At 70.5% G+C, this 24150-nt stretch carries 18 protein-coding genes; 4 read left to right on the top strand and 14 right to left on the bottom strand.

Features of this window, described 5'->3' with window-relative positions:
- Positions 1-18 precede the first annotated feature (18 nt).
- From ACXKR8_RS35380 to ACXKR8_RS35355, 6 genes are all read right to left on the bottom strand, one after another.
- Positions 19-1557, bottom strand: a complete 1539-nt coding sequence (locus tag ACXKR8_RS35380) for an ArnT family glycosyltransferase (RefSeq protein ID WP_458268631.1) — start codon at positions 1555-1557, stop codon at positions 19-21.
- 42 nt (positions 1558-1599) lie between these two features.
- Positions 1600-3513, bottom strand: coding sequence for a 1-deoxy-D-xylulose-5-phosphate synthase (dxs, locus tag ACXKR8_RS35375; RefSeq protein WP_458268630.1), 1914 nt, complete (start codon positions 3511-3513; stop codon positions 1600-1602).
- Positions 3514-3679: 166 nt separating this feature from the next.
- Positions 3680-4948 carry a sugar ABC transporter permease gene (locus ACXKR8_RS35370; RefSeq protein WP_458268629.1) on the bottom strand — a complete coding sequence of 423 codons (1269 nt, stop codon included), beginning with the start codon at positions 4946-4948 and terminating at the stop codon, positions 3680-3682.
- Positions 4945-5724, bottom strand: a complete 780-nt coding sequence (locus tag ACXKR8_RS35365; protein WP_458268628.1) for an ATP-binding cassette domain-containing protein — start codon at positions 5722-5724, stop codon at positions 4945-4947. The genes ACXKR8_RS35370 and ACXKR8_RS35365 overlap by 4 nt, the downstream gene beginning before the upstream one ends.
- A 269-nt stretch (positions 5725-5993) precedes the next feature.
- Positions 5994-7100, bottom strand: a complete 1107-nt coding sequence (locus ACXKR8_RS35360) for a substrate-binding domain-containing protein (protein ID WP_458268627.1) — start codon at positions 7098-7100, stop codon at positions 5994-5996.
- 120 nt (positions 7101-7220) lie between these two features.
- A complete protein-coding gene (locus ACXKR8_RS35355; RefSeq protein WP_380519212.1) occupies positions 7221-8447 on the bottom strand; it encodes an ROK family transcriptional regulator in 1227 nt (408 codons plus the stop codon).
- A 287-nt stretch (positions 8448-8734) separates the two neighbouring features.
- On the opposite strand from ACXKR8_RS35355, the gene ACXKR8_RS35350 reads away from it, so the two are divergent.
- Positions 8735-9355, top strand: a complete 621-nt coding sequence (locus ACXKR8_RS35350; RefSeq protein ID WP_458268626.1) for a TetR/AcrR family transcriptional regulator — start codon at positions 8735-8737, stop codon at positions 9353-9355.
- Here ACXKR8_RS35350 and ACXKR8_RS35345 read toward each other — a convergent pair.
- The 3 genes from ACXKR8_RS35345 to acnA form a co-directional block, all read right to left on the bottom strand.
- A complete protein-coding gene (locus ACXKR8_RS35345; protein ID WP_458268625.1) occupies positions 9334-10044 on the bottom strand; it encodes an IMP cyclohydrolase in 711 nt (236 codons plus the stop codon). The two genes, ACXKR8_RS35350 and ACXKR8_RS35345, sit on opposite strands and share 22 nt — an antisense overlap.
- Positions 10045-10169: 125 nt before the next feature.
- A complete protein-coding gene (locus tag ACXKR8_RS35340; protein ID WP_458268624.1) occupies positions 10170-11522 on the bottom strand; it encodes a glycoside hydrolase family 18 protein in 1353 nt (450 codons plus the stop codon).
- A gap of 157 nt (positions 11523-11679) precedes the next feature.
- Positions 11680-14388 carry an aconitate hydratase AcnA gene (gene acnA / locus ACXKR8_RS35335; RefSeq protein WP_458268623.1) on the bottom strand — a complete coding sequence of 903 codons (2709 nt, stop codon included), beginning with the start codon at positions 14386-14388 and terminating at the stop codon, positions 11680-11682.
- Positions 14389-14547: 159 nt separating this feature from the next.
- On the opposite strand from acnA, the gene ACXKR8_RS35330 reads away from it, so the two are divergent.
- Both ACXKR8_RS35330 and ACXKR8_RS35325 read left to right on the top strand, forming a co-directional pair.
- On the top strand, positions 14548-15186 hold the full coding sequence (locus tag ACXKR8_RS35330; RefSeq protein ID WP_458268622.1) for a potassium channel family protein: 639 nt from the start codon (positions 14548-14550) through the stop codon (positions 15184-15186).
- Positions 15176-15688, top strand: coding sequence for a DinB family protein (locus ACXKR8_RS35325; RefSeq protein ID WP_458268621.1), 513 nt, complete (start codon positions 15176-15178; stop codon positions 15686-15688). Before ACXKR8_RS35330 ends, ACXKR8_RS35325 begins: the two co-directional genes overlap by 11 nt.
- A gap of 65 nt (positions 15689-15753) precedes the next feature.
- Here ACXKR8_RS35325 and ACXKR8_RS35320 read toward each other — a convergent pair whose 3' ends face one another.
- The 4 genes from ACXKR8_RS35320 to ACXKR8_RS35305 all read right to left on the bottom strand — a co-directional run bounded on the left by ACXKR8_RS35320 (position 15754) and on the right by ACXKR8_RS35305 (position 21565).
- Entirely contained in the window at positions 15754-16311 is a 558-nt protein-coding gene (locus ACXKR8_RS35320; RefSeq protein ID WP_458268620.1) for a YbhB/YbcL family Raf kinase inhibitor-like protein, read from the bottom strand.
- 52 nt (positions 16312-16363) lie between these two features.
- Positions 16364-17365 (bottom strand): ornithine carbamoyltransferase, encoded by a 1002-nt coding sequence (argF, locus tag ACXKR8_RS35315; RefSeq protein ID WP_458268619.1) that lies wholly within the window; start codon positions 17363-17365, stop codon positions 16364-16366.
- 79 nt (positions 17366-17444) lie between these two features.
- On the bottom strand, positions 17445-20024 hold the full coding sequence (locus ACXKR8_RS35310) for a polynucleotide kinase-phosphatase (protein WP_458268618.1): 2580 nt from the start codon (positions 20022-20024) through the stop codon (positions 17445-17447).
- Positions 20021-21565 (bottom strand): 3' terminal RNA ribose 2'-O-methyltransferase Hen1, encoded by a 1545-nt coding sequence (locus ACXKR8_RS35305; protein WP_458268617.1) that lies wholly within the window; start codon positions 21563-21565, stop codon positions 20021-20023. The genes ACXKR8_RS35310 and ACXKR8_RS35305 overlap by 4 nt, the downstream gene beginning before the upstream one ends.
- Before the next feature lie 188 nt (positions 21566-21753).
- Between ACXKR8_RS35305 and ACXKR8_RS35300 the strand changes: the two genes are divergently transcribed.
- Entirely contained in the window at positions 21754-23154 is a 1401-nt protein-coding gene (locus ACXKR8_RS35300; RefSeq protein WP_458266600.1) for an IS1380 family transposase, read from the top strand.
- Positions 23155-23383: 229 nt separating this feature from the next.
- Here ACXKR8_RS35300 and ACXKR8_RS35295 read toward each other — a convergent pair whose 3' ends face one another.
- Positions 23384-24097, bottom strand: a complete 714-nt coding sequence (locus ACXKR8_RS35295; RefSeq protein ID WP_458268616.1) for an NUDIX hydrolase — start codon at positions 24095-24097, stop codon at positions 23384-23386.
- Between the last annotated feature and the right edge of the window lie 53 nt (positions 24098-24150).

Raw genomic sequence — 24150 nt, 5'->3', positions numbered from 1 at the left:
ACCGGGGTCCAGCAGGGCCTAAGTGTGCTGCCGCAGGCGGTAGAAGACGGCGGTGCCGTCGCTGCCGATCCTGATGTAGTGGGCCGCCAGCAGGGCCCGCATCGGCTGGATGAACCGGGGCGCGTAGGGGGCGTTGCCCGACTCGTCCACGATGACCGTGGGCAGCCGCTTGGCCATCTCCGCCGAGAAGACCTTCCAGGAGTCGGGGACGCCCTGCTTGACGCCCACGGCGGCCCCCTCCCGGCCGCCGGCGAAGTTGGTCAGCAGCCCGGCGGTCAGATAGCGGGTGGCCGGGGTGCGGCCGGAGAGCCAGTAGACCTCCGGGTTCATGCCCCAGACCAGCACCGTGTCCTGCGGCGCGGTCTCCTCGGAGACGTCGGTGGCCACCGAGACGGAGTGCTGCAGCGGCTGGTGCGGCCAGGCGAAGCCGAGCCCTACGAAGACCGTGCCGGCCAGCGCGGTGTAGAGCAGCACCGGCCGCCAGTTGGCGCTCCCCCTGGCCACCGCGCCGACGCCGAGCAGCACCAGCGGCGGGATCAGCTGCAGGTAGTAGTGGCCGAAGAAGTGGAATCCGGTGATCACGCCGAGGCCGGAGGCCCCGAGCCAGATCCAGAGGTCGGCGTCCTCGCGGACCCGGCGCCAGCGGCGGGCCAGCGGGACCAGCAGGCCGAGCGCGGCGGCGGCCAGGATCGCGGCGTTGCCGAAGGCCCGTTCCAGCATGGTCAGCCAGGAGCCGTCCAGCGAGGCGTAGTCGCTGCTGCCGGTGACCACCCAGAACAGGAAGTTCTTCACCCCGGTGGACAGCGCGATCACCAGGACCGGCAGTCCGAAGCCGAAGGCCAGCGCGGGCAGCGAGCCGCGGGCCCCGCTGCCGTCCCTGCGGGCGTCCCGACGGAGCATCCAGAGCACGGCGAGCAGCACCGCGCCGCCGGTCTGCTTGGTCAGGGCGGCGACGGCGGTGGCCGCGCCGGCCTGGGCCCAGCGCCGGTTCTGGGCGAACCAGAAGGCGGCCGCCGTGGCCGGCAGCATGAACACCTCGAAGGTGGCGGCCTGGGTGTCCTCGGGCGAGAGGCCGACCGAGACCAGCAGGTAGAGCACCCCGGCCGCGCCGCCGGCCCGGTTGCCCCAGCGCTGTCGGGCGATGGCGGCGAGCAGCACCGCGGTGCCCAGGTGCGCGCCGATGGCGAGCACCCGCAGCGGCCACAGCGAGGCCGAGCCGAACAGCCAGAACGCGCCCTCGTAGAGCCAGGGCAGCAGCGGCGGCTTGCGGTCCACGACGGTGTCGTAGAGCACGCCGCCGCCGGCCAGCATCCGGGCCTGGGTCGCCAGGTAGCCCTCGTCGGGGCTCCAGACGGTACGGGCGAACGAGGGCAGATGGGTGAGCACCGCCAGGGTGCCGAGCAGCGGGACCAGCCGGGCCCAGTAGCCGGTACGCAGCCGCTCACGGGCCCGCGCCGCCAGTTCGCCCAGGGTCGGCTGGGCCAGAGGCAGGGCGGCGGAGCCGCTGCCCATACGGATCAGCGGCTCCCTGCGACGGTCTGACGGCTCGGTGGACACAGGGGTCACGCTACCCGGTGACTCCGATCCCACGCAGGCGGGTTACCCGGCGGCGCCCAGCTTGGCGACCAGTGCGGCGACCCGTTCGGCGATCGCGGGCGAGGTCAGGCCGATCTGCTCGAGGATCTGATTGCGGCTGGCGTGGTCCAGGAATTCCTGCGGAATGCCGAAGTCCCGGAGCGGAACGTCCACCCCGGCGTCGCGCAGCGCCTGGGCGATGGTGGCGCCGACGCCGCCGACCCGGCCGTTGTCCTCGACCGTGACCACCACCCGGTGCTCGGCGGCCAGTCCGGGCAGCGCGGAGTCGACCGGCTTGACCCAGCGCGGGTCCACCACGGTGCTGCTGACGCCCTGGGCGGCGAGCAGCTCGGCCGCCTCCAGGCAGGTCGCGGCCATCGCGCCGACGGCCACCAGCAGCACGTCCGCGCGGTACGGGCCGACCGCCTCGCCGCTGTCGCGGAGCACGTCCATGCCGCCGATCCGCCCGACGGCGGGGATGGCGGGGCCGACCGTGCCCTTGGAGTAGCGGACCACGGTGGGGGCGTCCTCGACCGCGACGGCCTCGCGCAGCTGGGCCCGGAGCTGGTCCGCGTCGCGCGGGGCGGCCAGCCGCAGCCCGGGCACGACCTGCAGGATCGACATGTCCCACATGCCGTTGTGGCTGGCCCCGTCGGTGCCGGTGACCCCGGCCCGGTCCAGCACGAAGGTGACCCCGCACTTGTGCAGGGCCACGTCCATCAGCACCTGGTCGAAGGCCCGGTTCAGGAAGGTCGCGTAGACCGCGACCACCGGGTGCAGCCCGCCGGTGGCCAGCCCGGCCGCGCTGACCGCGGCGTGCTGCTCGGCGATGCCGACGTCGAAGGTGCGCTCGGGGAACTCCTTGGCGAAGGGCGCCAGGCCGACCGGGTGCAGCATCGCGGCGGTGATCGCCACCAGGTCGCGGCGCTCGCGGCCGAGGGCGACCATCTCCTGGCCGAAGACCGAGGTCCAGTCCTGGCCGGCGGCCAAACCACCAGCAGGCAGCACGGGGAGGCCGGTGTCGGGGTGGATCACTCCCACGGCGTGGAAGCGGTCCTCCTCGTTCTGCTCGGCGGCGCGGTAGCCGCGCCCCTTCTGGGTCAGGCAGTGCACGATGACCGGTCCGCCGAAGCCCTTGGCCCGCTTCAGCGCGGACTCCAGGGCCTGCTCGTCGTGGCCGTCGATCGGGCCGATGTACTTGAGGCCGAGGTCCTCGAACATGCCCTGCGGGGCGATGAAGTCCTTGAGGCCCTTCTTGGCGCCGTGCAGGGTCTCGAAGATCTGCTGGCCGACCACGGGGGTGCGCTGCAGCGAGGCCTTGCCCCAGGACAGGAAGCGCTCGTAGCCCTGGGTGGTGCGCAGGGTGGCCAGGTGGTTCGCCATGCCGCCGATGGTGGGCGAGTAGGAGCGCTCGTTGTCGTTGACCACGATGATCAGCGGGCGGTCCTGGGCCTCGGCGATGTTGTTCAGCGCCTCCCAGGCCATGCCGCCGGTGAGCGCGCCGTCGCCGATCACCGCGACCACATGGCGGCCGTCGCGGCCCTGCAGCTCATTGGCCTTGGCCAGGCCGTCGGCGTAGCCGAGGACGGTGGAGGCGTGCGAGTTCTCGATCACGTCGTGGTCGGACTCGGCCCGGGACGGGTAGCCGGACAGGCCGCCCCTGACCCGCAGCTGCGAGAAGTCCTGACGGCCGGTGAGCAGCTTGTGGACGTAGCTCTGGTGGCCGGTGTCGAAGAGGATCCGGTCCTTCGGGGAGTCGAACACCCGGTGCAGGGCGAGGGTCAGCTCGACCACGCCGAGGTTGGGACCGAGGTGGCCGCCCGTCTTGGACACCTCCCCGACCAGGAATTCCCTGATCTCCTCGGCCAGCACGGTGAGCTGGCCGGGGGTGAGCGGGTCCAGGTCGCGGGGTCCCCGGATGCGGGTCAGCAGGGCCACCCGTTCCTCCTTCGTAGTTGACTCCGTCTTCGAGCCAGGAGAGCTGAGTCTAGTGGCCGCTCCGCCGAACGGGTCAGCAGGCCGCGGCGGGGCGGCGGCGAACATGCCGCTGCCCGGCACCTGAGGTCCGGTGCCGGGCAGCGTGCGGGGTGTGCCGGGCACCTGGTCAGGCGCGGCCGGCGGACTTCTGGGTACGGCGCGACAGCGAGTCGACGATCACGGCGGCCAGCAGCACCGCACCGGTGATCATGTAGTTCGCGTCCTGGGTCATGCCCAGCAGGTTGAGCCCGTAGTTGATGGACTCGATCACCATCACACCGAGCAGGGCGGACCAGACCCGGCCCCGGCCACCGAAGAGGCTGGTGCCACCGATGACCGCGGCCGCGATGGCCATCATCAGGTTGTTGGGGTCGGCGCCGCCCTGACCGGCCGCGTTGGTGGTACCGGCGATCGCCATACCGGCGAGCGCGGCGAAGGCGCCGGAGATCGCGAAGACCGAGATCCGGATCGCGGCGACGTTGATACCGGCACGACGGCTGGCCTCGATGTTGCCGCCGACCGCGAAGATCTTCCGACCGTAGGAGGTACGGCGGAGCACGAAGTCGGTGATGATCAGCAGCGCCAGGAACAGCACCGTCGCGTCCGGCAGGCCGCGGTCCTGGTTCAGGATGTACGCGACGCCGAAGGCGCCGATCGCCAGCAGGCCGACCCGCAGGCCGATCTCACTGGTGGGGCGGAACGGGACGCCGGCCTTGCGGCGGCGGCCCTGCTCGATCAGGTTGCCGACCAGCATGGAGGCCACGCCCAGCGCCGCCAGGATGTACGCGCCCACGAGGTCCCCGTCGAGGAAGAACGCGTCGCCCTGGAGGTAGTGGTTCAGGCCGGTGTCGGGCAGGTTGATGGTGCCGGTGGTGCCGAGCAGCCACAGCATCACGCCCTGCCAGGCCAGGAAGCCGGCCAGGGTGACCACGAAGGCCGGGACGCCTAGCTTGGCGAAGACAGTGCCCTGCAGCGCGCCGATCACGGCGCCAGTCAGCAGGGTGACCAGGACAGCGACCCATGGGTTGATCCCATGATTGACCGCCAGCACCGCGAAGACCGCGGCGGACAGTCCGCTGAGTGAGCCGACCGACAGGTCGATCTCGCCGAGCAGCAGCACGAAGACCAGACCGATGGACAGCAGGCCGATGCCGACCGCGTAGTACGCGATGTAGGTAGCGGTGGTCGCCTTGAGGTAGGTGCCGTCGTTGATGCTGAAGGCGACCCAGATGATGATCAGGCCGATGACGACCGGCAGCGAGCCGAGCTCACCACCGCGCACCTTGCGCTTGAACTCGCTGATGTAGCCCTTGAAGCCCTCTTCGCGGACCAGCAGGCGCGGGTCGATGGCGGGGGTCACTGCGGGCGCGGGAGTGTCGATGCTGTGCTTGCTCACTGGGTGGCCTCCGCCGTACGTGCCTGGCGTCGGGTCACCGCGTTCTCGGTGGCACCGGTGATCGCGGCGATGATGGTTTCCTGGGTGCTCTGCTGGACCGTGAACGTCCCGTTGTTGCTGCCGAGGCGCAGCACCGCGACGGTGTCCGCGACGGCGCGCACGTCGGCCATGTTGTGGCTGATCAGGATGACGGCGAGGCCGCGCTCGCGGAGCCGCTCGACCAGGTCCAGGACCTGGGCGGTCTGCTCGACGCCGAGGGCCGCGGTGGGCTCGTCGAGGATGACGACCTTGGGGTCGCCGATCAGGGAGCGGGCGATGGCCACCACCTGGCGCTGCCCGCCGGAGAGGCTGGCGACCGGGATGCGGACGCTGGGGATGCGGATGGAGAGGGTGCTGAGCAGCTCCCGCGCCTTCTGCTCCATGCTGACCTCGTCCAGGGTCCCGCGGTGCTTCAGCTCGTTTCCGAGGAAGAGGTTGGCGACGACGTCCAGGTTGTCGCAGAGCGCCAGGTCCTGGTAGACGGTCGCGATTCCGAGCTGCTGGGCGTCCTGCGGGCGGTCGATGCTGACCGGTCGGCCCTCCCACTCGATGACGCCGTCATCGATGGGGTGGACCCCTGCGATCGTCTTGACCAGGGTCGACTTTCCCGCGCCGTTGTCGCCGACCAGGGCGACCACCTCGCCGGCGTGGACCTCGAGCTCGACATCGGTCAGCGCCTGGACGGCGCCGAACCGCTTGGAGACCCCGCGCAACGCCAGTACGGGTGCGCTTGTCACGTAAACCAACTCCTTAACCACCCGGTGCCTCGGGTGGGTTGCCGCGCCGTCCCGGGCGCAGACTCGTGCGGGTAAAGACAAAGATGCTGCTGCAGCCGTGTGGGACGGCACAGGTGACTTCCCTACCAGGGCGGGGACCGACGGCCGATCAGCAGTCATGGTCCCGCGCCGCGCCCCGCGCGGGAATCCCTCCGGCTGTGTTCCGGAACAGATACCCCGCGCGGGGCAGACCGAAGCGGCCCGGCTGGTGGGCCGGACCGCTGCGAGGACTACTTGATGCCGGCCGCGGTGCAGGCGGCGGCGAAGTCCGTGGTGCAGATCTGCGAGACGGTGTAGAACTTGTCCGCGACGATCGTGGACTCGACGTTGGCCTTGGTGATCAGGACCGGCGTCAGCAGCTGCGACGGAACGCTGTCACCCGAGGCGTTGGTCTTGGTGGCGGTCGCGACGGAGGAGATGTCGGTCCCGTTCAGCAGGTCCACCGCAAGGGTGCCGGCCGCGTCGGCCTCGGGGGCGTACGCCTTGTAGATGGTGTAGGCCTGGGTGCCCTGGATGATCCGCTGCACGGCGTCCAGCTGAGCGTCCTGGCCGCCGATCGGCAGCTTCTCCAGGCCCGCGGTCTTCATCGAGGAGATGATACCGACGGCCATGCCGTCGTTCGCCGAGTAGAAGCCGACGATGTTCTTGGCGCCGACCGCGGCGATACCGGCGGTCGCCTTCTGCGCCGCGACGTCGGGCTTCCACAGGCCCGAGGCGTCGTAGCCGACGGTGAGCTTGCCGGCGATGGCCTCGGTGAAGCCCTTCTTGAAGTCCGCGGCGTTCGGGTCGGCCGAGTCGCCGTCGATCTCGACGATCTTCGAGGTCGGGGTGGCCTTGGAGCCGAGGGCGTCGAGCAGGCCCTGGCCCTGGAGCTTGCCGACAGCCTCGTTGTCGAAGGACACGTAGGCCGAGACCGGGCCGCTGGCGAGACGGTCGTAGGCGACGACCTTGATGCCCTTGTCCTTGGCCTTCTGGACCGCGGCCTTGATCTGGGCGGAGTCGACCGCGTCGATGATCAGGACCTTGGCGCCCTGGTTGATCGCGGTGTCGACCTGCTGGGTCTGGGTCGCGGCCTGGCCGTTGGCGTTGTAGTACTTCACAACCGCGTTGGGCGCCAGCGCCTGGATCTTCTTCTCGATCAGCGGCTTGTCGAACTGCTCGTACCGGGTGGTGGTGGTCTCCGGCAGCAGCAGACCGATGACCTGCGAGCCGCCCGAGGCCGAGGCCGAGGCCGAGGAAGAAGAGCTGCTGCTGCCGGCCTTGCCGCAAGCAGCCATACCGAGAGCCATCGAGATCGCAGCGGTCGCGACCACGGTACGGCGAAGAGAAGTGTTCATCTTGGGGGTGCCTCCCTGACGCGGTCGCCACTTTGCGACCGAGGTGTCACGGAGTCAACATCGCAGGTGAGGCTGACGTCAATAAGTAAATCCTCAACACCCCGAATCCGAACCTTTTCGTTATCTTCCTGAAGGCACGACTGCAACCGAACGTCCGGAATCCCTACCCTCAGTGCTCGACAATGCCCCAGAGTCACCCATTTCAGACATCACCAGCGCCAAGGCTCCAAGCACCTCCGCGCGGCCGCCCAGGGTGCCCGGAACCACCGACAACTGCCGCGCGGCACTGGGGATGGCGTAGCGGGCCACGGACTCCCGGATCGGGTCCAGAACCAGGTCCCCGGCCTCGGCCAGATCGCCGCCGAGGATCACTCGGCGCGGGTTGAGCAGGTTGCAGAGGTTCGCCACGCCGGTGCCGATCTGCCGCCCCACGTCGGCCAGCACGCGCCGGCAGCCGAGGTCGCCGCGCTGGGCCAGCTGGACCACCCTGGACAGGGTCAGATCGGTGCCGTGGCTGCTCGCCAGCAGGTTCAGCACATGGCGCGAGCCGACGAAGGTCTCCAGGCAGCCGCGGTTGCCGCAGCGGCAGACCGGGCCCGACTCGTCCAGGGTGATGTGGCCGATCTCGCCGGCCGTGCCGCCGGGGCCGCGGTAGATCTGCCCGGAGATCACCAGGCCGGCGCCGACGCCGCTGGCGACCTTGATGTAGGCCAGGTCGGACAGCCCGCGGCCGGCCCCCCAGACCAGTTCGCCGAGGGCGCCGAGGTTGGCGTCGTTGTCCACGTAGACGGGCATCCCCAGCCTGCTGGAGAGCTCCCTACCGGGGGCGATGCCGGTCCAGCCGGGCAGGATCGCGGTGGAGCCGAGCGCGCCGGTCTCCCCGTCGATCGGACCCGGCACGCCGAGGCCGACGCCGATCACCTTGTCGGTGCGGAAACCGGTCTGCTCCAGCAGTCGGGCGACCAGCGTCTCGGCCCGGCCGAAGCCCTGGTCCGCCGAGGCGTCGGTGTCTATCGGCTCGCTCTCCTCGGCCAGCACCCGGTGGGCCAGGTTGCCCACCGCCACCCGGAGGTGGGAGTGCCCGAAGTCCACGCCCACCACGATGCCGGCGTCGGCGCTGAGCGAGACGCTGCGGGCCCGGCGGCCCCCGGAGGAGGTCGGCGTGACCACGACCGTGCCGACCTCCTTCAGCTCGCGCACGATGTTCGACACCGTCGCGGCCGAGAGGCCGGTGGTCCTGGCGATCTCCGCCTGGGTGAGCGACCCCGCCATTCGGACCGCACGAAGCACCCGCTCCAGATTGGCTCGATGCAACGAGGACTGTGATCCTGGCGTGTCCGCGGACATGTTCCACCCTCCCGAGCCCTGGCAACCCGACCGTCCACCAGGGCTCCGCCGCGTCGTTGCGGCCAAGCTCAGTACAACTTGTGAAGCCTAAGCTCAACCAATAGGCCCTAGTCCCGTCAAGACTGAAGGCTGATTGTTGCGAAACCTATGCCTCAGACAAGGACGAATCGGACAGCTCGGCTTGACCGGAGACGGGCCGCTCCGGTCGGCGGTCACCCTCTGACAACGCGAGCTGCGCTCGCGTTGGCTGCTCGCCAAGGCAACGCGCGATCCGGCAGAGTAGGCCCATGCACACCGCAGTACGCCGTCGCCCGGTCCAGCGCCGCAGTCTGGAACGTTTCGAGCGGATCCTCGACTCCTGCGGGGAGCTCCTGGACGAGGTCGGCTACACCGGCCTCACCACCAAGGAGGTCGCCCGCCGCGCCCAGGTCCCGATCGGCACGCTCTACCAGTTCTTCCCGGGCATGGAGGGGCTGCTCGGCGCACTCGCCCAACGCAACCTCGAGAACTTCACCGAGCGGCTCGCCCGCCGGGTCGAGGCGGAGCGACCGCCCGACGTCGGCGCCATGGTCGACCTCGCGGTCGACGAGTACGTACTGATGCACCGGGCCACCCCCGGCTTCGGCGTGGTCGACTTCGGCGCGGTCGGCTGGGAGGAGGCGGACAGCAACCACATGCTGGACGCCGTGCTCGACAACAACACCGCCGTCGCCGAACGGCTCTGGATCTTCGCCGCCGACCTGCTCGGCGACTCCCCCGGGCCGCAGCCCCGGCTGGCCCTGCGGATCGCCCTGGAGTGCGCGGACGCCATCCTCCGGCTCGCCTTCCGCAACGACCCGGACGGCGACCCGGTCCTCATCACCGAGTGCAAGCGGCTGATCCGCGGCTACCTCGCCGCACCCGCCTGACGGAGCACGGCGCCCGCCTGGCGGACCGCGGCGCCGGGCAGCCGACCCTGCGTGAACACGGCGGCGGCGACCCGGAACCGCGGCGTCACCGCGGCCCACAGCTGCTCCAGCAGATCCTCGTCGGCGCCGGCCGAGGTCCGGAACTCGACCCAGGGCGCCCCGGTCGCGACCGCCGAACCGTCCGAACGGTAGGTGGTCGCCAGCACCCCCTCCCCCGGCCCCAACTCGCCTACCCGCAGCGTCATCCGGTCGGTTGCGGTCCGTCCGGAGGGGCTGCGTCTGGCGGCGCCGAACCAGGCCTGGGCGCCGTCCACGACCACGGTGAGCCGCGGGGTGAAAATAGGAGGGTCCGGCTCGTAGTCGAGGCCGTCCAGCGCCTGCTGCGGCGGCTGACCCTGCGTCAGTCTGCCTGCCACGGTGTCGACCTGCTCGCCGTTGCCGAACACCAGGCGGCCGGCGGCCTCCCGTACCGCGGTGTAGTGCCGCAGGCTGTCGTGCTCGCCGTGCCCGGTCGGCGCGACCACCAGTTCCCCGCCGGGCCCGCGGCGCAGCTCCCGGGCCTGCGAGGCCGGGCTGCGGCCGGTCAGGAAGTAGCCGCCGCGGAGGACGCCGTCCCCGGTCCTGCACCACAGCACCCCGCGTCCGGGGTAGGTGTTTTCTTCGAGTGCCCCGCCGAGACCGGTGATCATACGGCCATCATGGCCGACGCCCGCCGCGAGGGGCGCGGCGGGCGTCGGTTCGGTGCGTCGGTCCGTTGCTACAGGTGCTACGGGTGCTAAGGGTGCTACGGGTGCTACGGGTGCTACGGGCCGGTTCAGAAGCCGGAGTTGAGGCCCTTGTCGAGGGCGGCCAGCTCGTCGCCGGTGGCGGTGTCGTTGTCCAGCGACCAGGCCATCACGCCGCCCAGGCCGAGCAGCCGGGTGTAGGCCGCCTTCTCCTGCAGCACCTGCGGGGTGTCGTAGGTGTAGAAGGACTGGCTGGCGGCGTCGTACTTGGTGCTGGCGCCGGTGACCCAGTCGAAGTGCAGCGTGCCGGGCGCGTTCACCAGGGTGTTGTACGGGATGGTGCCGAGGGTGCCGGTGGCGGGCTGGTAGAGGCCGTAGTTCTTGGCGCCGACCCCGCTCCAGCCGTAGCCGTAGAACGGCGTGCCGAGGACGATCTTCTTCGCCGGGACCCCGTGCAGCAGGTAGTTGGCGAGGACGCCGTCGATGTTGTAGTTCAGGTCGGCCGCCTTGGACGGGTCCCTGGGGTCGCCGTGCAGGTTGGCCGCGTCATTGGTCGGCCCGGTGGCCTCCCAGCTGCCGTGGAAGTCGTAGGCCATCAGGTTGAACCAGTCCACCGACTTGGCGGCCTTGGCCAGTTCGAGTTGGGCGACCTTCGGCCGGCCGGCCGAGGTGTCGGCGGTGAGCAGGTAGTGCTTGCCGGTCTGTGCGCCGAGGGCGTCCAGCTGCTTGCGGAACTCCTGCAGCAGCAGCGTGTAGTTGTGGCCGTCCTGGGGGCTGACCTGGTTGCCGTCGGCACCGCCGCCGCCCGGGTACTCCCAGTCGATGTCGATGCCGTCGAAGATCCCGGCCGCGGCGCCCTGGCCGCCGTTCTGGCCGTCCAGCACCGGCAGGTCGCCCTTGATGAACTGGTCGATGCAGGAGGAGACCAGCTTCTGCCGGGAGGCAGGGGTGGCCGCGGCACTGGAGAAGTAGGTCGACCAGCTCCAGCCGCCCAGGGTGATGATCGGGTGCAGCTGCGGGTATTTGGCCTTCAGCTCGCGGAGCTGGTTGAAGTTGCCCTTCAGCGGCTGGTCCCAGGTGTCGGCGACGCCGTTGACGGCCTCGTCGGCGCCGACCGGGCGCTGGTAGTCGGCCCAGGCGTCACCCTGGCCGGCCGCGTTGGCCTCGAAGCAGGTGCCGTCCGCGCCGACATTGCCGAAGGCGTAGTTGAGGGTGGTGAGCTTGGCGGCCTGGCCGCTGGTGTCGACCTTCTTGGCGGAGAAGCCGCTGTAGATCGACCACTGGGTGAAGAAGCCGACCCGCTGGCCGACCAGGGGCTTGGTGGCAGGGGCGGTGATGCCGTGGGCGGAGGCACTGGGACCGGCGGCGAGGACCGTGCCGGTGGCGAGCGCGAGGACGGAAAGCAGCCCGGTGGCCTTACGGCCGGAAACGGACAGACGCATGAGCAACCCTCTCAGGGGAAAGCAGCGCAAAGAATTGGTCTGGACCAAGTGAAGAATAGGTATAGGCCAATTGCGCCACTCAGCACAAGAGGTGAATGAGAAACAGCTGTGCCCCCGCACTGCGGGGGCACAGCTGTTTGCGTCTGCTCGCTGTCTGCTACTTGGCGATCAGCGAGCGCAGCACGTACTGCAGGATCCCGCCGTTGCGGTAGTAGTCCGCCTCACCGGGGGTGTCGATCCGCACCTTGGCGTCGAACTCGATGTCGCCCGCCTTGACCTTCACGGTCTCCGGGATGCCGCCGTCGTTCAGCGCGGTGACGCCGGTGACCGAGAAGGTCTCCTCGCCGGTCAGGCCCAGCGAGTCGGCGGTGGCGCCCTCCGGGTACTGCAGCGGGAGCACGCCCATGCCGATCAGGTTGGAGCGGTGGATCCGCTCGTACGACTCGGCGACGACGGCCTTGACGCCCAGCAGCGCGGTGCCCTTGGCGGCCCAGTCGCGGGACGAGCCCGAGCCGTACTCCTTGCCCGCCAGGATCACCAGCGCGGTGCCGGCGGCCTGGTAGTTCTGCGCGGCGTCGTAGATGAACGACACCGGCGCGTCGGCCTGGCTGAAGTCGCGGGTGTAGCCGCCCTCGGTGCCCGGCGCGATCTGGTTGCGCAGCCGGATGTTGGCGAAGGTGCCGCGGATCATCACCTCGTGGTTGCCGCGGCGCGAGCCGTAGGAGTTGAAGTCGCGCTTGTCCACGCCGTGCTCGGTGAGGTACTGCGCGGCCGGGGTGCCCGGCTTGATGTTGCCGGCCGGGGAGATGTGGTCGGTGGTGACCGAGTCGCCCAGCTTGGCCAGCACCCGCGCGTCGGCGATGTCCACGACCGGGCTCGGCTCGTGCGCCATGCCCTCGAAGTACGGGGGCTTCCGGACGTAGGTGGACTCGCTGTCCCACTCGAAGGTGTTGCCGGTGGGGATGGACAGCGACTGCCAGCGCTCGTCGCCGGCGAAGACGTCCGCGTAGTCCTTGGTGAACATGTGCTGGTCGATCGAGGAGGCCACGACGTCGGCGATCTCCTTCTCGGTCGGCCAGATGTCGGCCAGGTAGACCGGCTTGCCCTCGGCGTCGGTGCCCAGCGCCTCGCGGGTGATGTCGACGTTCATGTTGCCGGCGATGGCGTAGGCCACCACCAGCGGCGGCGAGGCCAGGTAGTTCATCTTGACGTCGGGGTTGATCCGGCCCTCGAAGTTGCGGTTGCCGGAGAGCACCGAGACGACCGCGAGGTCGGCGTCGTTGACGGCCTTGGAGACCTCCTCGGGCAGCGGGCCCGAGTTGCCGATGCAGGTGACGCAGCCGTAGCCGACCAGGTTGAAGCCCAGCTTCTCCATGTACGGAGTGAGGCCGGCCTTCTCGTAGTAGTCCATGACGACCTTGGACCCGGGGGCCAGCGTGGTCTTGACCCACGGCTTGACGGTGAGGCCCTTCTCCACCGCCTTCTTGGCGAGCAGGGCGGCGCCCAGCATCACCGAGGGGTTGGAGGTGTTGGTGCAGGAGGTGATCGAGGCGATCACGACCGCGCCGTTGTCGATCTCGTAGGTCGACCCGTCGGGCGCGTTGACCAGCGTCGGCTTGTGGATGCCGTTGCCGCCGGCCGGGACGTCGGAGGCCGGGAAGGACTCCTTGCCGGCCTCGTCGTCGTCGCTGATGTAGTCGCGCACGGCGACCTTGAAGCGCTCGGCCGCCTCGGCCAGGATCACCCGGTCCTGCGGACGCTTCGGCCCGGCGATGGACGGGACGACCGTGGACAGGTCCAGCTCGATGTACTCGGAGAAGACCGGCTCGACCGACGGGTCGTGCCACAGGCCCTGGGCCTTGGCGTAGGCCTCGACCAGGGCGAGCTGCTGCTCGCTGCGGCCGGTGAGCTTGAGGTACGCGATGGTCTCGGCGTCGATCGGGAAGATGGCGCAGGTGGAGCCGAACTCCGGCGACATGTTGCCGATGGTGGCGCGGTTGGCCAGCGGGATCGAGGTGACGCCCTGGCCGTAGAACTCGACGAACTTGCCGACCACGCCGTGCTTGCGCAGCATCTCGGTGATGGTGAGCACCAGGTCGGTGGCGGTGGCGCCGGCCGGGAGCGCGCCGTTGAGCTTGAAGCCGACCACGCGCGGGATCAGCATGGAGACCGGCTGGCCCAGCATCGCGGCCTCGGCCTCGATGCCGCCGACGCCCCAGCCCAGCACGCCCAGGCCGTTGACCATGGTGGTGTGCGAGTCGGTGCCGACGCAGGTGTCGGGGTAGGCCTGGCCGTTGCGGACCATCACCGTACGGGCCAGGTGCTCGATGTTGACCTGGTGCACGATGCCGGTGCCCGGCGGGACGACCTTGAACTCGTCGAAGGCGGTCTGGCCCCAGCGCAGGAACTGGTAGCGCTCCTTGTTGCGGCCGTACTCGATCTCGACGTTCTGGGTGAACGAGTCCTTGGTGCCGAACTTGTCGGCGATGACCGAGTGGTCGATGACCAGCTCGGCCGGGGCCAGCGGGTTGATCTTCGCCGGGTCGCCGCCGAGCTCCTTGACGGCCTCACGCATGGTCGCCAGGTCGACGACGCAGGGGACGCCGGTGAAGTCCTGCATGATCACGCGGGCGGGCGTGAACTGGATCTCCTGGTTGGGCTGCGCGGTGGCATCCCAGTTCCCCAGCGCGCGGATGTGGTCGGCGGTGATGTTCGCGCCGTCCTCCGTGCGGAGCAGGTTCTCCAGGAGCACCTTCAGGCTGTAGGGAAGGCGCTCGGCGCCCTCGACCTTGTCCAGCTTGAAGATCTCGTACGACTCGTCGCCCACCTGCAGCGAGCTGCGGGCGTCGAAGCTGTTGGCGGACACGACTGTCTCCCTGAGTGAGGATATCTTGATCGGAGCGAGGATATCTTGATGTCGAGATAACCATAGTGCATCCCTCTCCCCGGGGCGACGCCGACCCGAACGGCGGAGCCGGGCGAGTCGGTTCGGGGCGCGGGCGCGGGCCGGGACCAGGCTGGGGCCATGAGAACTCCCCTGCCCAGGATTCCCCTACCCGGGTTTTCCGGCCGTGCATGGTGGGGCTGGGTACTGGCGGCCGCCGGGTTCGTCGCGCTGGTGGCCGGCTACTTCACCCTGCCGATGGACGCGTTCGGGCCCGCACATCCGATTCTGAGCTGGATGGTCTTCATCTGCGCGCTGGCGCTGCTCGGCGGGCTGCTGCTACGGCAGATCCAGCTTGTGCTGGCGGAGTCCGACCGGGGGCGTCCGGCCGTGAGCATCGTGCTGCTGATCTGCCTCTCGCTGGTGATCTTCGCTGCCGCGTACCTGGCGCTGTCCCGGCAGCAGGGGCAGTTCAGCGGGCTGCGCACGCGTACCGACGCCCTTTACTTCACCGTGGTCACCATGGCGACCATCGGCTACGGCGACATCTCCCCGTCCGGGCAGGAGGCGCGGCTGGTGGTGCTGGTGCAGGTCCTCTACAACTTCGTCTTCCTCGCCGCCGGGGCCTCGGCGCTCACCCGTCGGCTGCGGGTCAAGGCCACCGACCGGATCCAGGCCCGGCAGGGCTCCCACGGCCATGACCACGGCCATGACCACGGCCGTGACCACGGCCATGGCTCCGCGGCGGGGCCCCTGCTAGGTTCCGATCATGATTCGTAGCGTGCCACTCACGGGTGGAGAAAAGGAAAGCCTGTACACCGCGCTCGACCGGCACCGGGACATCCTGGTGTGGAAGCTGGAGGGCCTGGACGACGCGCAGCTGCGCAAGCCCCTGGTGCCCTCGGGAACGACCATGCTGGGGCTCCTGAAGCACATGGCCGCGGTCGAGTACGGCTGGTTCTGCCAGCCCTTCGGCCGGGAGACCGAGCCCAAGGTGGTCGACCTGGAGGAGAGGTTCGACGCCGACCCCGAGGTCGAATGGCGGGTGGAGCCGGACGAGAGCACCGCGGACATCCTCGCCTTCTACGCCCGCGCCCGGGCCGCCGCCGACCTGGTCATCGAGGCCACCGACCTGGAGACCACCGGGGTGTCGGGCGGCCGGACCGTGTCGATGCGCTGGGTGCTGATCCACATGGTCGAGGAGGTCGCCCGGCACGCCGGGCACCTCGACATCCTGCGTGAGCTGACCGACGGCGCGGCCGGCGACTTCCCGGAGCTCTGACCCCGCGGTTGACCGGCTGCGGACGGTCGTCACGGCCGGTCAGACCTCGGGGTCAGACCTCGGGGTCAGACCTTGCCGGTGGCGGTCGCGCTGAGCATCCCCTTGCCCACCGCGTGCGCCTCCAGGCCGTCCAGGTCGTAGGACGGGACCGTCCCCACCTTGGTCGGCTGGTAGCCCTTGGGCAGCGCGTAGACGGTGAACTCATAGGTGTCGGTGCTGCCCGAGGGCGGGCACGGGGGCTTCCAGCCGACGACGGTCCGCCCCTGCGGGGTGCCGCCCTCGGCGACGCCCGTGGTCGCGACCGGGATCTGCACCACGTACCAGTGGTGGTAGGTGCCGCCGGGCGCCGAGGGGTCGTTGACCACCAGCGCCAGCCAGCCCGCGTCGGCGGGCACCCCGGACCAGGCCAGGGCCGGGGCGGTGCCGTCGCCCGCGCAGGTGTACTCGTCCGGGATGCTGCCGCCCTGCTGGAAGGCGGTGCTGGTGACCGTGATCGGCACCGGGGACGCCGACGGCTCTGCCGCTGTGCTGCCGCCGCCGTTCCCGCCGCCGCCCCCGCATGCGGTCACTGCCGCCAGCAGCAGTGCCCCCAGCGCCAGTTCCCGGATCGCCCGTCGTGCCATTGCCGCCCCCGCGCAGTAGGTCTAGACCAACTCTCGGCGGAGACTGTACCCATCAATCGCCCAGGGTGGCCACCAGGATCGCCTTGATGGTGTGCAGCCGGTTCTCGGCCTGGTCGAAGACCACGGAGTGCTCGGACTCGAACAGCTCGTCGGTGACCTCCAGCTCGCTCAGCCCAGTACTGGCGTGCACCTGCCTGGCGACCTCGGTGTCGAGGTCGTGGAAGGCCGGCAGGCAGTGCAGGAACTTCACGGCCGGGTTGCCGGTGGCCCGGACCGTGTCCATGGAGACCTGGTAGGGGGCGAGCAGCTCGATCCGCTCGGCCCACGCCTCCTTGGGCTCGCCCAAGGACACCCAGACGTCGGTGTAGAGGAAGTCCGCGCCGGCGACGCCCTCGGCGACGTCCTCGGTGAGGGTGATCCTGGCCCCGGTCCGGGCCGCCAGCGCCTGCGCCTGGGCCTGGACCCCGGCGGTCGGCCAGAGCTGCTTCGGGGCGACGATGCGGATGTCCAGACCCAGCAGCGCACCGGTCACCAGCAGCGAGTTGCCTGTGTTGCTGCGGGCGTCGCCGAGGTACGCGAGGGCGACCTCGGGCAGCTGCTTGGTGCTGTGCTCCTGGACGGTGAGGATGTCCGCGAGCATCTGGGTCGGATGCCACTCGTCGGTCAGCCCGTTCCAGACCGGGACGCCCGCGTGGGCGGCCAACTCCTCCACGATCGCCTGGCCGTAGCCCCGGTACTGGATGCCGTCGAACATCCGCCCGAGCACCCGCGCGGTGTCCTTGACCGACTCCTTGGTCCCCAGGTGCGAGCCGCTGGGGTCGAGGTAGGTGGTGTGCGCGCCCTGGTCGGCGGCGGCCACCTCGAAGGCGCAGCGGGTCCGGGTGGAGCCCTTCTCGAACACCAGGGCGATGTGCTTGCCCCGGAGCCGCTGCTGCTCCGTGCCCGCGTACTTGGCTGCCTTCAGCTGCGCCGACAGGCCGAGCAGGAAACGGAACTCCTGCGGAGTGAAGTCGACCTCCTTGAGGAAGTGCCGGTGCCGCAGATTGAAGGCCATGTCGGGCTCCTGGATTGACAGTGGCGGGCGTGGATGCGGCAACTATATACGAAAGGGGGCATGATTATGCACTGCCGTCCTAGAGTCGGGGATCGACCGGCTCGGACTCCAGGGCGAGGACGGCGAACACCGCCTCGTGCACCCGCCACAGCGGCTCCCCCGCGGCGAGCCGGTCCAGGGCCTCCAGGCCGAGGGCGTACTCGCGCAGGGCGAGCGAGCGCTTGTGGCCCAGGGTGCGCGAGCGCAGCCGGTCCAGGTTGGCCGGCAGGGTGTAGTCCGGGCCGTAGATGATCCGCAGGTACTCCCGGCCGCGGACCTTCACCCCCGGCTGGACCAGCCGCCCGCCCTCCGGGCGCACCAGCGAGGCCAGCGGCTTGACCACCATGCCCTCGCCGCCGGCCGCGGTCAGCTCCTCCCACCAGGCGATGGCGACGGCCACGGACTCCTCGTCGGCGGTGTCCACCAGCCGTCGGCCGGTCGCCCTGAGCAGGCCGGAGCCGTCGGCGGCGACCAGCGCGTCGATCCAGGCCAGGTGCTGGTCGTGCGGACGGACCGCGAGGTTGGCGCCCTCGGCGGCGAGGATCTGGAACGGGGCCAGCCGGATCCCGTCCAGGCCGTCCACCGGCCAGCAGTAGCGCCGGTAGGCGTCGGTGAAGGCGGCGGCGTCGGCGTGCCGGGCGGTCTGCCGGGCGGCCAGGTCGGCGACGTCGACCTCGCGGTTCCGGGCGGCCTCCAGCGCGGCGAGGGCGGCGGGCAGCGCCGCCCCGGCCGCCGCGCCGACCGCGGCGTACTGGCGCTTGAGCAACCCGAGCGCCTTCAGCGACCAGGGCAGCAGTTCGGCGTCCAGCAGCAGCCAGTCGCTCTCCAGCTCGTCGAAGAGCCCGGCGGTGACCGCGGCGGAGCGCAGCCGGTCCAGGATTCCGTCGGTCCGTGCCTCGTCGTCGAGGAAGGAACGGCCGGTACGGGTCCAGATCGCACCGCCGGTGGAGACGCCGAAGCGCTTCTCCAGGGCGTTGCCGTCCGGGTCGCGGCCGAGCAGCACCACGGCGCGCGAGCCCATGTGCTTCTCCTCGCAGACCACCTGGCGCACCCCGTCCGCGAGGAAGCCGGCGAAGGCCTCCGCCGGGTGCTCAAGGCAGCCGTCCCGGCGCGAGGTCGACACCGGGGCCATGGTCGGCGGCAGATAGGCCAGCAGCCGCGGGTCCAGCGCGAAGCGGCTCATCACCTCCAGCGCGGCGGCGGCGTTCTCCTCCTTGACGGCGACCCGGCCGTGGTTGACGGTCTCCACGATCCGGCGGCCCTGGACGTCGGAGAGCGCCAGCGGGCGGCCCTCGCGGGCGCCCGGGGCGTCGGTGATCAGCGGGCGGACCGGCTCGTACCAGACCTGCTCGGCCTCGGCCTGGACCAGCTCGCGCTCCGGGTAGCGCAGCGCGGTCATGGTCCCGCCGAAGACGCAGCCGGTGTCCAGGCAGATGGTGTTGTTGACGAAGCTCGCGGTCGGGGTAGGGGTGTGCCCGTAGACCACCAGGGCGCGGCCCCGGTACTCCTCGGCCCAGGGGTAGCGGACGGGCAGGCCGTACTCGTCGGTCTCGCCGGTGGTGTCGCCGTAGAGGGCGTGCGAGCGGACCCGGCCGGAGGTGCGGCCGTGGTACTTCTCGGGCAGCCCGGCGTGGCAGACCACCAGCCGGCCCTCGTCCAGCAGGTAGTGGCTGACCAGGCCGTCGATGAAGGCGCGGACCTCGGTGGTGAAAGCAGGCGGCTCGGCGGCGAGCTGGTCCAGCGACTCCTGCAGGCCGTGACTGACCGTCACCTTGCGTCCGGCCAGCGCCCGGCCGAGCTTGTTCTCGTGGTTGCCGGGGACGCACAGCGCGTTCCCGGCCGCGACCATGCCCATCACCAGCCGCAGCACGCCCGGGGTGTCCGGGCCGCGGTCGACCAGGTCGCCGACGAAGACGGCGGTCCGCCCGTCCGGGTGCGCGGCGTCGACGGCGCGGCCGTCCGCGTCGCGGGTGACCGTGTAGCCGAGCCGGCCGAGCAGGGTCACCAGCTCGGAGCGGCAGCCGTGGATGTCGCCGATGACGTCGAAGGGGCCGGTGAGGTGCCGCAGGTCGTTGTAGCGCTTCTCATAGACGATCTCGGCGGCCTCGACCTCGGCCGCTCCGCGCAGCACATGCACCTTGCGGAAGCCCTCGCGCTCCAGGAACTTCATCGAGCGTCGCAGCTCGCGCTGCTGCCGCTGGATCACATGCGGGCTGAACCCGGCGCGGTCCGGACGCAGCGCGTTGCGCTCCGCGCAGACCTGCGGCGGGACGTCCAGCACGATGGCGACCGGCAGCACGTCGTACTCACGGGCCAGGTTGACCAGGTGCCGCCGGGCCTCGGGCTGGACGTTGGTGGCGTCCACCACGGTGATCCGGCCGGCCGCGAGCCGCTTGCCGGCGATGTAGTGCAGCACGTCGAAGGCGTCGGGGGTGGCCGCCTGGTCGTTGGTGTCGTCGGAGACCAGGCCGCGGCAGGCGTCGGAGGAGACCACCTGGGTCGGCAGGAAGTGCCGCGCGGCGAAGCTGGACTTGCCGGAGCCGGTGGTCCCGACCAGGACGACCAGGGAGAGGTCGGGGACGGGGAGCTTACGGCTCGGGGTCTCGGTGTCGTCGCTCATCGGGAGGCTGCTTCCTGCGCGGATTCCTGCACGGATTCCGGTGCGTGGGTACGGGTGCCGGCGTCGCCCGAGGCGGCGGTCTGCCGGGTGAAGCCGGCGAGCTGGGTGGGCGGGCCCACCTCGGGGTCGTCCGGGCCGACCGGCGCGAAGCGGACGGTGTAGCCGTAGCTGTCGGCGACCTGCTCGGCCCAGGCCCGGAACTGGGTCCGGTCCCATTCGAAGCGGTGGTCCGCGTGCCGGACGTGCCCGGCCGGGAGGGACTCCCAGCGGACGTTGTACTCCACGTTGGGCGTGGTCACCACGACCGTGCCGGGGCGGGCCGAGCCGAACACGGCGTACTCCAGGGCGGGCAGCCGGGGCAGGTCGACGTGCTCGATCACCTCGGAGAGCACCGCCGCGTCATAGCCGGTGAGCCGGGCGTCGGTGTAGGTGAGCGCGCCCTGGACCAGCCGCACCCGCTGGGCCTGGCGCTCGGACATCCGGTCCAGGTGCAGCCGCCGGGCGGCGATGCCCAGCGCCCGCGAGGACACGTCCACGCCGAGGACCTCGGTGATCCGCGACTCCTTGAGCAGCGCGCCGACCAGGCTGCCCTCGCCGCAGCCCAGGTCCACCACCCGGGTCGCCCCGGCGGCGCGCAGCGCCTCGACGATCGCGGTGCGGCGCTGGACCGCGAGCGGGGTCGGCTTCTCCTCCGCGGCCTCCTCCTCCGTCTCCACCTCGGGGACGGCGTTGTCGATCTCCTCCACCTCGCGGTCGTCGGCCTCGGCGAGCCGGGCCAGCTCCAACTGCTCCAGCGCGCTGCGGGCCAGCGACCAGCGCCGGGCCAGGTAGCGCCGGGTGATCAGCGCCAGTTCCGGGTGCGCGCCGAGCCAGCCTTCTCCGGCCCGCAGGAGTTTGTCGACCTCGTCGGGTGAGACCCAGTAGTGCTTGGCGTCGTCCAGCACCGGCAGCAGGATGTAGAGCTGGCTGAGCGCGTCGGCCAGCCGCAGCGTCCCGGTCAGGGTGAGGCTGACGTAGCGGGAGTCGCCCCACTCCGGGAACTGCGGGTCCAGCGGGACCGGCTTGGCCTCGACCTGCCAGCCCAGCGGCTCGAACAGCCGCCGGACCAGGTCCGGACCGCCGTCCTGGCCGGCCTTCGCGGGCAGCGCCGGGACGGTGATCACCAGCGGCAGCGCCGTCGCCGCCAACTCCGGGCGCTGGTCGCAGCGACCCCTCATGGCGCTCTTGAAGACGGTGCTCAACGCGACCGCGAGCAGCGAGGACGCCGCGTAGGGCCGGTCGTTGACGTACTGCGCCAGGGCGAAGTCGGGCGACCCTCCCCGGCCCTTGCCGCGGCCGCGCCGGACCAGCGCGACGGGGTCGATCTCCAGCAGCAGGGCAGCGGTGCACTGCTCCTCGGTCGCCACGGGGTAGAACACGTGGGCGAGCCCATAGTTCGACAAGTTGAAACTCTGGGACCTGCCTGGATGCTTGTGCAGCAGGAAGCCCAGATCTGTCGCGGGGCGGTCGGGGGTGCCGGTGGTACTGATCGTCAGGAACACACGGACGAGTATCGCCGGACGGGGCGGCGCGGCCCACCAGGTTTTCTGCTGATGGCCGAGCTGTCAGCCCGAATCCACCGATGAATGACCTGTCCGAGGCCTGGACATAACGACGCGGATGCCCTCTGACCTGGGACGATGGGACTTCCTACAGAACCAAGTCGCCAGAACGAGAGAACATCCGCGAGATGCAATCCTGCCATGCCGCCACAGCGGTTTCCGCCGTCTTCGACGAGCCGAACCTGATCGCCGATGCCGGGCTGCTGTCGCTGGTCCGGCTGGCCGAGCGGGCCGGCCTGCGGCAACTGGCCGCGTCCGCGCTCCGCATCGAGGGCGCCGACAACAGCGGCGGAGCCAACCCGGCCGCCAAAGTGATGTCGCTGATCAGCGCGATGTGCGCGGGCGCGGACAGCATCGACGACGCGGCGCGGCTGCGGCACGGCGCGATGGACCGCGCCTTCACCTCGGTCCGCGCGCCCTCCACCCTGGGCACCTTCCTGCGCTCCTTCACCCACGGCCACAACCGCCAGCTCCACCGCGTTCACCGCGACTTCCTGGCCCGACTGGCCCGCAGCACCCCACTGCTGCCCGGCGCCGACACACTGATGTTCATCGACATCGACCCCACCCACCGCCGCGTGTACGGCCACGCCAAGCAGGGCGCGCAGGTCGGCCGCCTCAAGGGCCAGCGCACCCTGCACCCGATCCTGGCCACCCTGTCCACCCCGATCGCCCGGCCCGTGATCGGCGCGGTCCGCCTGCGCCGCGGCAAGGCCGCCGACGTCCGCGGAGCCGAGAGCTTCGTGAGCGAGGCCCTGGCCATAGCGAAGGAGACCGGCGGCACCGGGATCCGCCTGGTCCGCGCGGACAGCAAGTTCTACACCGCCGACGTGGTCGCCGCCTGCCGCCGGGCCGGCGCCCGATTCTCCCTGACCACCGGCATGAACCCCTCCATCGCGGGCGCGATCTCCCGCATCCCGCAGGAGTCCTGGACGGCGATCCGCTACCCGGACGCCTTCGTCGACCCCGACACCGGCGAGATGGTCTCCGACGCCGAGGTCGCCGAGATCCCCTACACCGCCTTCACCGGCCGAAGGAAGTCCGAGCACGTCACCGCCCGGCTGATCGTGCGCCGGGTCCGCCGATTGAACGCCGAAGTGGCCCAGGGTCAGGGCGAGTTGTTCACCGCCTGGCGTTACCACCCCGTCTTCACCGACAGCTCCTTCGCGGTGCTGCAGGCGGAACTGCACCACCGGCAGCACGCCGTGGTGGAGCAGGTGATCGCGGACGGGAAGTCCGGGCCTCTGGCCCACCTGCCGTCCGGGAACTTCCAGGCCAACGCCGCGTGGCTGACCCTGTGGGCGATGTCGCACAACCTGCTGCGGGCCGCCGGTGCGCTGACCTCGGTCTTCCACGCCAAGGCCACCACAGCGACCCTGCGCGCCCACCTGGTCCACGTCCCGGCCCGGCTCGCGCGCACCGCGCGCACCAAATTGACGGTGCATCTGCCCGAGCACTGGCCCTGGCGCGACGCCTTCACCGCCCTGTTCGAGGCCGTCCACTCCCCACCGCCGCGCCCGGCGGCCTGACCGCCACAAGATCCCGCACCGCGACGGCCCGACGGCCACCGGCGACAGCGCCACCAACCGCTCCCGACCCCGCACAACCCCTCGGACAGGCCGCGACCCGCGCACGGCGGCTACCGCACACCCTCAACCTGTTGCCCCCAGCGGCCGACCGTCCACGGGCAGGAGAGCAACCCCGAAATGATCAGCCGGTGGATTCGGGGTCAGGTGACTCGATCGCGGACCGCGCGGCCTACCCAACACCGCGCAACAAGGGCGGACTGAGCAACCATGCGCTTCCCCGCCGATAGAGGACAGCCGGACGACCGGTAGGAGGCAGCCGCTGTTCCCCCGTGGACTGCACGAACCCCGAGGTACCGAGCACCTTTCGGCGAAAGTTGCTCGGATCCAGCCGTTGCCCCCAGATCACTTCGTAGACCCTTCGCAGCTCGCTCAAGGTGAACGACTCCCCGCAGAAGGCAGTGGCGACAGCGGTGTACTCAAGCTTTCTGCGGATCTCCTCCAGGGCATCCGCAAGGATGACCGCGTGGTCAAAAGCCAGCCCCTCTGCCACCTCCGTCAGTTCCGCTACAGGGGTCAGGAAGGCACGCGCAGCGTCGGTACCACCGACAGGAACTGGGATATCCGGCCCAAGCGCGAGATAGGCAATGGTGACCACCCTTCCCCTCGGGTCACGGCCCGGATCTCCGTAGGCGCCGAGCTGCTCCAGGTGCAGTTGCCGGCCGTTGATCCCGGCCTCCTCCCAGAGCTCACGCAACGCCCCTTCCCGCAAGGTTTCGTCCTTTTGGACATACCCGCCAGGCAGGGCGGACCGGCCAAGGAAGGGCTCCAGCCCGCGCTCGACGAGGAGCACCATCAACTGATCTGCCCTGACGGTGAAGATCGCCAGGTCCACAGTGATCCACGATGGCTTTACCTCATCGGAGTCTTTCAGCCAGTCATCCACCGAATCCCCTAAAGGTCATATTGACTTAAACGCGTGACACGCTTATGGTCTCA

The sequence above is a fragment of the Streptacidiphilus sp. PAMC 29251 genome, from assembly GCF_054208735.2.
This window is presented reverse-complemented; position numbering and strand designations above follow the sequence as displayed.

Excerpts from the sequence above, each read along its gene's own strand:
- ACXKR8_RS35330 (WP_458268622.1), top strand. The coding sequence starts at position 14,548 with ATGAGAACTCCCCTGCCCAGGATTCCCCTACCCGGGTTTTCCGGCCGT.
- ACXKR8_RS35340 (WP_458268624.1), bottom strand. The coding sequence starts at position 11,522 with ATGCGTCTGTCCGTTTCCGGCCGTAAGGCCACCGGGCTGCTTTCCGTC.
- ACXKR8_RS35355 (WP_380519212.1), bottom strand. The coding sequence starts at position 8,447 with ATGTCCGCGGACACGCCAGGATCACAGTCCTCGTTGCATCGAGCCAAT.
- ACXKR8_RS35360 (WP_458268627.1), bottom strand. The coding sequence starts at position 7,100 with ATGAACACTTCTCTTCGCCGTACCGTGGTCGCGACCGCTGCGATCTCG.
- ACXKR8_RS35310 (WP_458268618.1), bottom strand. The coding sequence starts at position 20,024 with ATGAGCGACGACACCGAGACCCCGAGCCGTAAGCTCCCCGTCCCCGAC.
- ACXKR8_RS35300 (WP_458266600.1), top strand. The coding sequence starts at position 21,754 with ATGCAATCCTGCCATGCCGCCACAGCGGTTTCCGCCGTCTTCGACGAG.
- ACXKR8_RS35325 (WP_458268621.1), top strand. The coding sequence starts at position 15,176 with ATGATTCGTAGCGTGCCACTCACGGGTGGAGAAAAGGAAAGCCTGTAC.
- ACXKR8_RS35350 (WP_458268626.1), top strand. The coding sequence starts at position 8,735 with ATGCACACCGCAGTACGCCGTCGCCCGGTCCAGCGCCGCAGTCTGGAA.
- ACXKR8_RS35345 (WP_458268625.1), bottom strand. The coding sequence starts at position 10,044 with ATGATCACCGGTCTCGGCGGGGCACTCGAAGAAAACACCTACCCCGGA.
- ACXKR8_RS35320 (WP_458268620.1), bottom strand. The coding sequence starts at position 16,311 with ATGGCACGACGGGCGATCCGGGAACTGGCGCTGGGGGCACTGCTGCTG.
- argF (WP_458268619.1), bottom strand. The coding sequence starts at position 17,365 with ATGGCCTTCAATCTGCGGCACCGGCACTTCCTCAAGGAGGTCGACTTC.